This is a genomic window from Bacillus sp. R45 (assembly GCF_021729365.1).
GTDB lineage: Bacteria > Bacillota > Bacilli > Bacillales > Bacillaceae > Bacillus > Bacillus velezensis.
In genome coordinates this window covers 1,902,276-1,916,932 of sequence record NZ_CP091421.1, presented here as the reverse complement: position 1 = coordinate 1,916,932, position 14,657 = coordinate 1,902,276, and the positions used below count along the sequence as shown (strand labels likewise).

The 14,657-nt window shown below is 50.7% G+C and carries 2 protein-coding genes; both read left to right on the top strand.

Annotation, left to right across the window (positions count from 1 at the left end):
• The first annotated feature begins 24 nt into the window (after positions 1-24).
• Positions 25-10,800, top strand: a complete 10,776-nt coding sequence (locus L3V45_RS09140) for a non-ribosomal peptide synthetase (RefSeq protein ID WP_236837374.1) — start codon at positions 25-27, stop codon at positions 10,798-10,800.
• An 18-nt stretch (positions 10,801-10,818) separates the two neighbouring features.
• On the top strand, positions 10,819-14,622 hold the full coding sequence (locus tag L3V45_RS09135; protein WP_236837372.1) for a non-ribosomal peptide synthetase: 3,804 nt from the start codon (positions 10,819-10,821) through the stop codon (positions 14,620-14,622).
• Positions 14,623-14,657 lie beyond the last annotated feature (35 nt).

Below are 14,657 nucleotides of genomic sequence, written 5' to 3'. Positions count from 1 at the left end.
AAAAGGCGACGGGGAGATTATAACATGACAAAAAAGAATGCAATTCAGGATATTTATCCGCTGTCTTATATGCAGGAAGGAATGCTTTTTCATTCCCTCCTGCAAAAGGAATCACAGGCTTACGCCGAGCAGGCCTCCTTTTCAATAACGGGGAAGGTTGACACCCGCGTGTTTGAAGAGAGCGTTCATGCCCTTTTCGAAAGACATGATATTTTCAGAACGATTTTTATCAGCCAGAACGTGTCAGTGCCGCAGCAGGTCGTATTAAAAGAGCGGAACGTCAGCATCATTGAGGAAAATCTCACCAATTTAAACAAGGCTGATCAAATCAAGCATATTGAAGAAGCCAAACGAAGAGACCGAAAGAAAGGATTTCACCTGCAAAAAGACATGCTGATGCGGGTGACGCTGCTTCAAACCGGAGAATGTGAATATACGTGCATTTGGAGTTTTCATCACATTATTATGGATGGCTGGTGTCTAGGGATCGTGCTGAAAGAGTTCTTCCAGATATATGCCTCGCGGCTTCGCCGGACACCGTTAACGCTTGAGCCTGCTGTGCCGTACGGGACCTACATCAAGTGGCTGATGGAGCAAGATAAAGAAAAAGCCGCTTCGTACTGGGAGCGATACCTTGAAGGCTTTGAGCAGCAGACTGTTCTGCCGAAGCAGAAAAAAGCCGGCGAAAGCAGACAAGAGGAAGTGACGTTTTCCTTTTCAAAAGAGGACACGGCTAAGCTGAAAGATCTGGCCGTGAAAGAAGAGGTCACGCTGAGCACCATTTTCCACACGCTCTGGGGCATTTTGCTTCAGGCGTATAACCAGACAGAAGATGCGGTTTTTGGTTCTGTTATTTCCGGAAGGCCGTCTGAAATCGAAGGCATCGAGCGAATGATCGGCCTGTTCATTAATACCGTGCCTGTCCGGATCAGCGGGGCGGACATCCCGTTTCAAAAGCTGATCAAAAACGTGCAAAAGGACGCTTTGAAAGGACAGGCATACAGCTATCATCCGCTTTATGATATACAGGCGAATTCACAGGTAAAACAAGGCTTAATTGACCATATTCTCGTCTTTGAGAATTATCCGGTTGAACAAGAGCTTGATGTACTGAACAGCAAGGGGGACACGAAAGACCTTTTTCACATCCATGATTTCAGCATGGAAGACGAAACCAATTACAGTTTTTACCTGATGGTGGCGCCGGGTGACGAGATTCACTTGAAAATGAGATACGATTCAAGCGTGTATGACCGCCAATTTATCGAAAATATCAAAGGTCATTTGACACATATCGTTTCCCAGATTCTCGACAAACCTGATATCACGCCGGATAAGCTTGTAATCATCACTCCTGAGGAAAAAGAGCAGCTGCTTGCTCCGATTTCTGAAGAAACTGAAAAGCCTAAGTATGACACGATTCATGCGATGTTTGAACGGCAGGCCGCGCAAACGCCGGATCAAATCGCGATCCGGTATGAAGGCGGGTCAGTGACGTACAAAGAGCTGAATGAATCGGCTAATAAGCTGGCCCGTCTGCTGCAAAAACGCGGATTAAAGCGGGAGGAGCCGGTAGGCGTCATGCTCGGCCGTTCTCCTTCTTTAGCGGCGGCCGTTCTCGGTATTTTAAAAGCGGGCGGCGCCTTTGTTCCGATAGATCCGGGCAGTCCAAAGGAGCGTATCCGATATGTTATTGAAAACAGCGGCTGCATCCATGTTGTAACAGAGCGGCATCAGTCACTCCCCGCGGAACAAACGCTGCAGGTTACATATATAGAAGAGGCCGGGACGGAAGCGGACGGAAGCAATGTGCAATCCATTAATACGGCGGACGACCTCCTTTATATGATTTATACATCCGGTACGACAGGGAAACCGAAGGGCGTGCTGCTCGAACATAAAAATATGGCCAACCTTCTTTCTGACCAATTGACGAACACAGGCATTGATTTTTGCACAAATGTGCTGCAGTACGCATCTTTGGCGTTTGACGTCTGCTATCAGGAGTTATTTTCAGTACTCTTGAGCGGCGGCACCCTTTGTATCGTGCCCGAATCAATCAAACGGGATGTTTCTCAGCTGTATTCGTTTATCGATCAGCACAAAACGGAAGTGGTGTTTTTCCCGACTGCGTTTATCAAGATGCTTTTCAATGAAGAAGGTTATGCACAGTCTTTTCCCCGCTGTGTGAAGCATGTCATTACGGCCGGGGAGCAGCTGACTATCTCACGTTTGTTCAGGCAGACGCTCCGTTTACACGGTATGCAGCTGCATAATCATTACGGCCCGTCAGAAACCCATGTGGTTTCAACGTATACGATTTCTGCGGGAGATGACATACCTGAACATCCGCCGATCGGGAAACCGATCCATCATAACAAGATGTATATTCTCAGCAAAAACAGACAGCTTCAGCCTCTCGGAATTGCGGGAGAATTGTATATTTCCGGAGCGAATACAGGAAGAGGCTATGTGAACAATCCGGCGCTGACGGAAGAGAAATTTTTGCCGGATCCGTTCAGAAAGGGCGCCGTCATGTACCGGACCGGAGATTTTGCAAGACTGCGTGCGGACGGCCAAATTGAATACATCGGCCGGACAGATGATCAAGTGAAGATCAGAGGGTACCGGATTGAACCGAAGGAAATTGAAACCGTTCTGGCAAATCATCATGCCGTGAAAGAAGCTGCCGTGCTGATTCAAACGAATGAGTCGGGCGAAAATGAATTATGCGCCTACTGCAGCGTCTCACAAGCGACTGATCCTTCTCAGCTGCGAAGTGATTTGGCCAAAGAGCTGCCTGATTATATGATTCCGGTCAAATGGGCTTTCGTTGACGCGATTCCGCTCACTGCGAACGGTAAAGTCGATCAGCGGGCCCTTCCGGAAGCTTCAGCGTACGCAGCGGGCCGTCAATATACAGCTCCCCGGAATGTGACCGAGCTGAAGCTTACCCGCATATGGGAAGAAGTGCTTCAAACCGGCCCGATCGGCGTTCACGATCACTTTTTCGAGCTTGGCGGCCATTCATTAAAGGCGACGGCACTCGTTGCAAAAATAGCTAAAGAGTGCAGCGTGCAAATCCCGCTGAGTGATGTCTTCAGCTATCCGACTGTAGAAGAACTCGCCAAAATCATCGGTGAAGCAGAAGAGAATCCGTTCGCATCCATAGAAAAGACAGAAGCAAAAGAAACTTATCCTGTCTCATCCGCTCAAAAACGGATGTATGTCCTTCACCAGCTTGAAAATGGCGGTGTCAGTTATAACATTCCAGCCGTTTTAGAGGTGAAGGGGCCGTTTGACCGAGACAGGATGGAAGCCGTGTTCAAGGAGCTGATCCGGCGGCATGAACCGCTCAGAACGTCCTTTGAAGAAAAAAACGGCCGGCCTGTGCAGAGGATTCATGACGAAGTGCCGTTTGCATTTACAAAAGAACAATCAGCCGAAGCGTTTATCCGGCCGTTCGATCTCGGCAAAGCGCCTCTTTTCCGGGCGGGATTTGTCCAAATAGAAAAAGACCGGCATCTGCTTTTAGCTGACATGCATCATATTATTTCAGACGGCGTATCCGTCAATCTTTTGATACGTGAATTCAGTGAGCTGTATGCCGAGAGAAGTCTGCCGCCGTTACGGATTCAATACAAAGATTATGCCGTCTGGCAGCAATCATTTAAGGCGGGCGCCGCATATCGGAAACAAGAGGAGTACTGGCTGAACCGGCTTGCCGGGGAGATTCCCGTGCTTGAATTGCCGGCTGATAAGCCGCGTCCCCCGGTGCGGAGCTTTTCCGGTGACCGGGTGTCATTTGTCATCAGCGAAAAACATACAGCACAGTTGAAAAAGCTGGCGAAAGAAAACAAATGCACACTTTATATGACGCTGCTCGGTGTGTACACGGTTCTGTTAGCCCGTTTAAGCGGACAGGAAGATATGATTGTCGGGTCTCCGATTGCAGGAAGGCCTCATGCCGACCTTGACGCCGTTCTGGGCATGTTTGTCAATACGCTCGCTTTCAGGACGCGTCCCGACGGAAGCATGACGTTCAAAGAATATTTAAAGGAAATTCGCCAAACAGCGCTTGAGGCTTACGAGCATCAGGATTACCCGTTAGAAGAGCTCGTCGATAAGCTCGGTGTGCCGCGGGACATGTCCCGAAATCCGCTGTTTGACACAACATTTGCGCTGCAAAATATGGAACAGCAGAAGCTTAGGGCAGCCGGACTTGAACTGCAGCCGGCAGACGTCAGCCTGCCGATTTCTAAATTTGACTTATCGCTGTACATCTCCGAAAACGCCGGTGAATTGTACTGCCAGTTTGAATACAGCACTGATTTGTTTGAGAGAAAAACGATTCAAAAATGGGCGGAATTTTTCACGACACTTGCCGAAAACGCCGCAGCTGATCCGGGTTTGGAATTAGACGATATTTCTGTTTTGTCAGAAAAAGAAGAAGTGTCTCTGCTTCAAAATTTCAGCCCCTTGCAGAAAACAGCGTTTCCGCTTCATCAGCCTCTTCATGAGCTGCTGGAACAACAGGCGGAAAAAACGCCGGACCGTCCGGCGATTTTAACTGATGACATTTCGATTACGTATCAGGAACTGAACGAAAGAGCGAATGAGCTTGCGCACCGGCTGATCAAACGGGGGATAAGGCTGGAGGATAAAACTGCCATTATGGGCCGGCGTTCTCCTGACATGCTGATCGGCATTTACGCTGTCTTAAAAGCAGGCGGTGCATATCTGCCGATTGATCCGGATTACCCGGAAGAGCGGATTCGCTTTTTACTGAAAGACAGCGGCGTGAAATTCTTACTGGCAGAACCAGAACTTTTCGCACCAGATCTTTTTAAGGGAGAAACGATCTCTCTGAAAAGCGGACAAACAGGAAACCCGGAAGCTGCGGCCAACCCCAATGTTCCGGTAAAGCCTGATTCATTGGCTTATATCATCTATACATCCGGTTCTACGGGACGCCCAAAAGGCGTGCAGGTTGAACATCAGTCAGCCGTAAACTTTTTATACTCGCTGCAAACGCGTTATGGAATAAAGGATTCCGACACCATTTTGCATAAAACATCATACTCTTTCGATGCTTCGATTTGGGAGCTGTTTTGGTGGCCGATCGCGGGAGCTTCTGTTTTTCTCCTTCCGCAAGGCGGCGAGAAGGACCCTGAAATGATACTGAACGCATTGGAGAAAAACCGCATCACGGCAGCTCATTTTGTGCCATCCATGCTTCATGCTTTCTTGGAATATATAAATTCCAGAAAACAGCCGATCAAAAAGACCTGCTTAAAAAGGGTTTTTGCCGGGGGCGAACAATTGGGCCCGCACTTGGTTTCCCGTTTTTATGACCTTCTGCCGGGAACGGAATTGACAAATTCCTACGGTCCGACGGAAGCGACGGTAGAAGCGGCGTACTTCGATTTGCCGCAAGGAAAGGAATTTCACAATGTTCCGATCGGCAGTTCCGGACATAACATGCGGCTGTATATTTTAAATCAAAAGAAACAGCTTCTGCCGCCGGGCTGTATCGGAGAGCTGTACATCGCGGGGACCGGCGTGGCCCGCGGCTATCTGAACCGGCCTGAGCTGACGGAGGAGCGTTTTCTCGATGATCCGTTTTATCCGGGAGAACGCATGTATCAGACGGGCGATATCGTACGCTGGACAGAAGACGGCCTTGTCGAATGGCTCGGTCGTTCAGACGGACAGGTGAAAGTCCGCGGCTACCGGATTGAACCGGGGGAAATCGAAGCGGCGATCCGGCGCATCGACGGCATTCGTGAGGCGGCAGTCACTGCCCGGACCGAAGACGGCGAAACCGCGCTTTACGCCTATATTGAAGGACGAAAAAGCGATGACGTGCGGGCGGAGCTTGCCACACGTCTTCCGGCCTACATGATGCCGGCTCAGTTTATAGAGATGAGCGAATGGCCGGTCACGCCGAGCGGAAAGCTTGACCGCCGCGCGCTGCCGGCTCCCGGCGGAGCGGCAGACAGACAGGCGTACACCGCCCCGCGGAACGTCACGGAAATGAAGCTTTGCGCCCTTTGGGAAGAGGTGCTGAAAAACGGCCCCGTCGGCATCCGGGATCACTTTTTTGAGCGGGGAGGCCATTCGTTAAAAGCGACGGCTCTCGTCTCCCGCATCGCCAAAGAGTTCGGTGTTCAGGTGCCGTTACAGGACATCTTCGCCCGGCCGACGGTGGAAGAGCTCGCTTCGGTTATTCAGGACTTGGAAGAGAGCCCGTATGAAGCGATTCAGCCTGCGAAAAAACAGGACACCTACCCGGTGTCCTCAGCGCAGAAACGGATGTATGTGCTCCAACAGCTTGAAGACGGCGGTGTCGGCTACAATATGCCGGCTGTGCTGGAACTGACGGGCCCGCTTGACCGCAGCCGGCTGGAGGAGACGTTCCGGCAGCTTGTTGAGCGGCATGAGTCGCTCAGAACGTCCTTTGAAACGGGGCCTGACGGCGAACCGGTGCAGCGCATCCATGACAGCGTACCGTTTCAGCTCGATGAGGCCGAGTCAGCTGACGCATTCGTCCGGCCGTTTTGTCTGGAAGAAGCGCCGCTCTTCCGTGCGGCTCTCGTGAAAGAATCGGATGAACGCCATCTTTTATTAACGGATATGCATCATATAATTTCTGACGGTGTGTCCGTCAACACCTTGATTAAAGAATTCGGCGAGCTGTACGCAGGCCGTTCGCTTGCGCCGATGCGCCTTCAATATAAAGACTATGCCGTCTGGCAGCGGTCGTTTCAGGAGAAGGAAGGATACCAGAAGCAGGAAGCCTATTGGCTGAAGCGGCTTGAAGGAGAGCTTCCGGTGCTTGAACTTCCGGCTGACAAGCCCCGTCCGGCGGTCAGAAGCTTTGCGGGCGGCAGCGTATCGTGCACGCTTGACGCTGAAACGGCATCCGGCCTTCACCGCATCGCCCGGGATCACGGCTCCACTTTGTATATGGTGCTTCTCGCCGCGTACAATACGTTACTCGCGCGATTGAGCGGGCAGGAAGACATCATCGTCGGCTCGCCGATTGCCGGGCGTCCGCACAAAGACCTTGAACCGATTCTCGGGATGTTCGTCAACACGCTTGCCATCAGAACGGAGCCGAAGGGGGACAAACGGTTCACCGATTATTTGGCGGAAGTCCGCCAGGCGGCGCTTGAGGCGTATGAGCATCAGGACTACCCGTTTGAAGAGCTTGTGGAGCGGATCGGCGTGCAGCGGGACACAAGCCGTAATCCGCTATTTGATGCCATGCTTGTCGTTCAGAATATGGAACATGAGGAATTGCTGTTGGACGGTTTGCATATTCAGCCTGCAGACGTGTCCCGTCCGGTTTCCAAATTTGATGTCACTTTGCAGGCTTCTGAAGGCGGGGGACAGATTCATTTTCTGTTTGAATATGCGGCGTCTTTATTCCGGAAAGAAACGATGCAGCGCTGGGCTTCCCACTTTATGACGATGCTTGAACACATTGTCCGTGAACCGGAAACTTCTATACAAGCGATCAGCATGCTGACTGCTGCGGAACGGGACCGAATTCTTTCGGACTTTAACGGCATGACGGATAAACAGCTGCCTGAAAAAACAGTTCATGAACTGTTCATCACTCAGGCGCGAAAAACACCGGATGCGGCAGCCCTTATCAGCGGGGAAACGTTGGTCACATATAAAGAATTAGATGAATGGTCGAATAAAATCGCCAGAGCTCTGCAAAAACGGCAGATCGGACCGGATGCCGCCGTCGGCATTGTGATACCGAGATCACCGGAACAAGTCGCCGCAGTCTTCGGGGTTTGGAAAGCCGGGGGCGCCTACGTACCGATAGATCCTGAATACCCGGAGGAACGCAAGCAATATATCATTTCAGACAGCGGCACAGCGCTTCTCCTTACCGTACACGGCGCAATAGATCAAGTGCCTGATCATTTTAAAGGTGAAGTGCTCGCACTGGAGGATATCCAAGAACAAGACGCATCACCGGTTCAGCCATTATCAGCACCGGAAGATTTGGCTTACATCATTTACACGTCCGGGACGACAGGCAGGCCGAAAGGGGTTATGGTCGAACATCGTTCCGTCAGCCAAACCCTTCAATGGCGAAGCGGATTTTATGATCTGAATGAGAAAGATACGGTTCTTCAGCTTTTTTCATTTTCATTTGACGGTTTTGTAACAAGTATGTTCACACCGCTGATTTCCGGTGCGAAAGCGGCCGTTTTAGCCGAAGATGAAGCAAGAGATATTCTTGCCATTAAACACTATCTTGCATCTTACCGCATCACTCATATGATCATTGTTCCCGTACTGTACCGTACACTGCTTGACGTACTGGAGCCGGGGGATGCAGAGTCTCTCAGAATTGTCACATTAGCTGGAGAAGCTGTCGACCAAAACATTATCAGCCGCAGTTTATCGGTTTGTCCTCACACGGAGCTTGCCAATGAGTACGGCCCGACGGAAAACAGCGTCGCCACTACAGCGGCAAGACATATAGAACAAAGTGAGAACATTACGATCGGCCGGCCGATTGAGCATTCACACGTTTATATTTTAAACGGGGATCACCCGCAGCCGATCGGTGTAACGGGAGAACTTTGCATTTCGGGTTCCGGCCTTGCAAGAGGGTACCGCAATCTTCCTAAGCAAACGGCCCAAGCCTTTGTCCAAGACCCGTTCCAGAAGAACCGGCGCATGTACCGCACAGGCGATCTGGCAAAATGGCTGCCGGACGGCACGCTGCAATATATCGGCCGAATGGACGAGCAAGTCAAAATCAGAGGCTACCGGGTGGAACTGAAAGAAATTGAATCGGTCTTAACAGGCATAAAAGGTGTCAAAGAAGCAGCCGTCACCGCTCATACCGCATCAGCAGGCCAAACGGAACTATGCGCTTATATCGTGACAGAAGAAGGAACAGAAAGTGAAACCGTGCAGCAGGCGCTCAGAAATGAAATGCCCGCTTATATGGTGCCGGCGTTCTTTGAAACACTTGAAGCCCTGCCTGTCACACCGAACGGGAAGCTTGACCGCCGCGCGCTTCCTGAGCCGCGGAAAAAAGCGCACACCGGACGGGCATTTACGGAGCCTGAAAGCGACATGGAAAAAGAGCTTTCCGCGATTTGGAGCGAAGTGCTCGGAACTGAAAACATTGCCGCGGATCAATCATTTTTTGAACTGGGCGGCGATTCCATCAAAGCCCTGCAAGTATCAGCCCGATTACATCAGGCAGGAAAACAGATCGCCGTAAAAGATATTTTCAGCCGGCCGACAATTAGAGAGCTGGCTCCTTATGTCCGTACAGAGCGGCAGCCGGTCAGCCAAGCTCCTGCAGAAGGAGAAGTGAAGTGGTCGCCGGTTCACAAATGGTTCTTCACACAAGACATGAAGGAAGCAAATCATTTTAACCAGTCCGTCATGCTGACAAGAACAAATTCAATAGATGAAGAGGCTCTCAGGAAAACGTTAAAAGCCATTACCGTTCATCATGATGCCTTGCGCCTTGTCTGCAAAAAAGACGAAGAGAAAGGTCTTCTCCTCTTCAACAGACCGGCTGACCTCGCAGATGAGCAGCTTTACAACCTGACCATATTAGAAACGGAAGGCGATGAGCATGAGAAGGAACGTTTTATAAAACGCCGCGTCGCAGAGCTTCAGAGAAACATGGATTTGGAGAACGGGCCGCTGGTACAGGCGGGGCTGTTCCGCTCTGAAGCAGAAGATTACTTGTTTCTGACGGTCCATCATCTCGCTGTCGACGGGATATCATGGCGGATTTTATTGGAGGACTTGGCTTCTGCTTATGAGCAGGCCGCCTCTGGACAGGAAATCAAACTCCCTCCGAAAACCATGTCATTCAAAACATATACGGAGCAGCTGGCCGATTATGCCGAAAGCAAACAGCTTCTTCAGCAGGCGGAGTATTGGCGGGAGATTGAACACTATGAAACAGAAAGTCTTCCTTACGAGCAAGCAGATCTATCTCAAACTCCTGCAAAAAAACGGAACACGGTATCCTTCACTCTGACAGAAAGTGAAACGGACGCCCTGTTGAAAGATGTGCACAGCGCCTACAATACGGATACGCAAGATGTGCTGTTGGCTTCCGCCGTGCTTGCCCTTCAAAAGTGGTCGCCGCGGCACGCTTTGAAAATCGCCCTTGAAGGACACGGACGCCAATCGGAGCAGGCAGGTGCGGACATCAGCAGGACAGTGGGGTGGTTCACTTCCATTTACCCGGTGCTTGTCCGGAGCGGAGTTTATGAACCTCTTGAAGAATATGAAATTCGCACATTGAAAACCGTTAAAGACACATTGCGGCGCATTCCGGATAAAGGGAACGGATACGGCGTCCTCAAATATTTAACACCGCCGAAGCTTGCCGGGATGACTTTCGGGAAAGCACCGGAGATCAGCTTTAATTATCTCGGACAATTCGATGCGCCCGGCGGGAGTCCGGCAGAAACGGAACAGCCTGACGCGTTTCAGTTTTCTCCTTTGGGAGGCGGAGATGATGTCACAGATACATGGAAACGGGAGCAGTCACTTGAAATCAGCGCGATTGCGGCAAAAGGCCGGATGACCGTCAGCATTTCCTATGAAACGGAGCGCTTCCGGCAAGATACGATCGAACGGCTGTCCGAAAGCTGCCGGTATTATCTCCTGAAACTGTCGGAACACTGCCTCAGCAAAACCGATACGGAGAAGACTGTCAGTGACTTTGATGATCGGGAGCTGACTGAGGAAGCCTTGCAGGATATTGCCGACTTACTCAGCTTCCACTAAACCGAGCGGGAGGAACACATGGACAAAACAAAAAATATCCAAAATATTTATCCCCTCAGCCGAATGCAGGAAGGAATGCTTTTTCATTCCTTTCTGCAAAAGGAGGGGGCTGCATATATCGAGCAATCCGTCTTCACCATAAAAGGCCGGCTTCGTCCGGAATTGTTTGAGCAAAGCGTACAGTCTGTCATCAGCCGTCACGATATTTTCAGAACGGTTTTTTTACCTCATGTCGCTCAGCTGAACGGCCCCCGCCAAGTCGTGCTGCGTGAGCGGGAATTCCGGCTGCACCGCGAAGATCTTACACATTTGGATGAAGCGGAACAGAGCGCCTACTTACAGCGATTTAAGGAACGTGACCGCTTAAAAGGCTTTGACTTGCAAAAGGATATGCTGATGCGTGTGTCTTTGTTTAAAACGGCTGAGGAAAAATATGTATGCGTCTGGAGCCACCATCACATCCTTATGGACGGCTGGTGCCTCGGCATCGTCCTTCAGGAATTCATGCATATGTACCGGGCGATTGAATCAGGCTCACCCGTCACATTGGCGCCCGCAAAGCCTTACAGCACGTATATTACATGGCTGACTGATCAGGACAAAGACGCGGCTTCTGAGTATTGGAAAGGATATTTAGCAGGCTGCGAGACACCCTCAGGACTCCCGAAAATATCGGCCCGTCCCCAGGAAAAAGGCTACCGTAAGAAAGAGCTCCTGTTTTCTTTAGATCAAAATCTGACAGACAGGCTGAAAACCATCGCCAAAGAAGAGGGCGCTACGCTCGCGGTTCTTATGCAGACTGTATGGGGCCTGATGCTGCAGCGCTACAACCGGACGGACGATGCCGTATTCGGCGCCGTCGTATCAGGGCGGCCTTCCGTCATTGACGGCGTGGAAAGCATGATCGGGCTGTTTATCAATACTGTGCCGGTACGCATTAAAACGGGTGACGAAAGCTTTAGAGAACTGCTGGGCCGCTGCCAGAAAGAAATGCTTGATTCAGAGGCGTTCAGTTATCATCCGCTTGCTGACATCCAATCTCAGACTGAGCTGAAACAGGATTTAATCGACCATATCATCGTGTTTGAAAATTATCCGATTCAGCAGCAGATGAGAGACGCGGAAAAGGAATCGGATGCACCGTTCCGGATCGGGAATGTCAATGTTTCGGAACAATCGGGCTACGATTTTAACCTCATCATAGCGCCCGGCGATGAGCTGATCATCAAATTCAGCTACAATGCGAACGTTTATGACGAAGTATGGATAGAGAGCGTAAAAGGACACTTGGAAGAAGCGCTGCGCGGCGCCGCCTTCAATCCCGATGTTCCCGCTGATCGGCTTCCGATGCTCGGACAAAAGGAAAAATCAAGAATAATCGGCGAATTTAATGACACGAAAACAACGTATGAAAGAGACGAAAGCATCATCAGCCTGTTCAGCCGACAGGTGAAGAAAACCCCGGACCATCAGGCGCTTCACGCCGGCGGGCTGACGATGACGTACCGGGAGCTCGATGAACGGTCAACTGCGTTCGCCCGCATCCTGCTGGAAAACGGTTTGGCGCCAAAAGGAATTGCCGGGATTCTTGCCGAACGCTCACCGGAATTTATCATCGCTGTTCTCGCTGTATTGAAAGCGGGAGGGACGTACCTTCCGCTCGATGCAGAACTGCCATCCGACAGGATCGCCGAAATGCTCACTGAGAGCGGAGCACAGCTGTTAACGGTACAAAAAGGGATTGAGACTGACATTGACTTTTCTCACATCATCTCTATCCCGGCTGCAGCTGAAAAACAAACAGCTGAGGCGGGTAAACTGAATACCGTTACGTCACCTGGTGACCTTGCCTATATTATGTATACATCCGGTTCAACAGGAAAACCGAAGGGCGTGATGATTTCCAACCGCAACGTCGTATCGCTCGTGTCAAACAGTAATTACACGTCAGCCGGCACGACGGACCGTCTCATTCTGACAGGATCCATCGGTTTTGACGCAGTGACGTTTGAAATCTTCGGAGCGCTATTGAACGGAGCGTGCCTCCATGTGGTTGACCGTACGACAATGCTTGCCCCTGAGAGGTTCGGCAATTATCTTTCTTCCAACCGTATTACGATTCTGTTTTTGACGACGGCGCTTTTTAACCAGTTTGCCCAGGCGGATCCGAAGATGTTTTCCGGATTGCACACCTTATATGTCGGCGGAGAAGCATTGTCCCCGGCGCTCATCAATAAGGTCAGACACCGCTGTCCGAATCTCAGCCTTTATAACATATACGGACCGACGGAAAATACAACATTTTCTACCTTTTACGAAATCAGGCACGATTTTTCTCAGCCGATCCCAATCGGAAAACCGATCAGCAATTCAACCGCGTATATCATTGATAAAAATGGCGGACTTGCGCCGATCGGCGTGCCCGGTGAGCTTTGTGTCGGCGGGGACGGGGTTGCCAAAGGCTATTTAAACAGGCCTGACTTAACAAGTGAAGCATTTGTCAGCCACCCGGTTCATCCTGAAGAAAAGATCTACAGAACAGGGGATTTGGCACACTGGCTGCCTGATGGAAGCATCGGATACATCAGCCGTATCGACCGTCAATTCAAGATTCGCGGGAAGCGTATCGAGCCGGCCGAAATCGAAGCGCGGCTGACTGAAATTGATGGAATCAGGGAAGCGGCAGTCATCGTGTCAGACGAAGGACAAGAAGCAACCCTTTGTGCGTATTATACAGGCGCACATGCTGAAGAAAGAGCCATTCGATCCCTATTGGCCAGGTCGCTTCCCGACTATATGATTCCACAGTATGTGATGAAGCTTGACCGTATGCCGCTTACCGTAAACGGCAAAGTGGACCGCCGCAGGCTGCCTGCGCCGGAACGGAAAAAAGCTTCATCAAAAGCCGTTCCGCCACGAAACTGGGTAGAGCGTGAGCTGATCGACATTTGGACGCCGATCCTCGGCTGCGGGGAGCTGGGCATACAGGATGACTTCTTTGAGCTGGGCGGCCATTCTTTGAAAGCATTGCAAGTGATTCATCAGCTGAATACCAGGCAGCAGATGGATGTGCCGATTGAAATGATATTTGAATATCCGACAATTGAACAATTGGCTGAAAAGCTGTATTCAAACACACTGTCAGAAGCTGCCGAACAGCATATCAGCAGACTGAATCAGCCGAAAGGCCGCAATCTTTTCTGTTTTCCGCCTATCTCAGGTTTCGGCATTTTCTTTAAAGATCTGGCGGCGGCATTAAATGGACGGGCTGCTGTGTACGGTTTTAACTTTATTGAAGAAGACAGCAGAATGGAACAATACATTGATAAAATGCTGGAAATCCAGCCGGAAGGCCCTTATGTCCTCTTCGGATATTCAGCGGGCGGCAATACGGCATTCGAGGCTGCAAAAGCGATGGAAAAGCGCGGCTTAGAAATCAGCGACGTCATTATCGCAGACGCGTACAGAAAGCTTGACGCACTGCCGCAGCAGCCAACAAACGCAACAGCCGAAAATGTCCCGGAAGCCGTCAGGGAAGCGGTCATCAGAAAAACAGAGCGCTATCAAACGTACTGGGCGGAACTGATAAATGACGGCCAAATTGCGGCAAACCTCCATTTTATCGAGGCCGGCTTAAAGGAAGAGCACAATGCTGAGTCTGAGCCGAAGAAATGGGAAGGCGCCACAACGGGACTCTACCAGGAATATCAGGGCGAGGGAGCCCATAAAGATATGTTTGAGCCCGAGTTTGCACACAAAAATGCCGAGGTCATACTGGACATCATCGCAAACAGCGGAAGACGCTTGGCGCGGAATCTGTAACATCCGGCAGAATGACTGAAGAAGACAAAGGGCAA

Coding starts and splice junctions, on each gene's coding strand:
- L3V45_RS09140 (WP_236837374.1), top strand. CDS start 25: ATGACAAAAAAGAATGCAATTCAGGATATTTATCCGCTGTCTTATATG.
- L3V45_RS09135 (WP_236837372.1), top strand. CDS start 10,819: ATGGACAAAACAAAAAATATCCAAAATATTTATCCCCTCAGCCGAATG.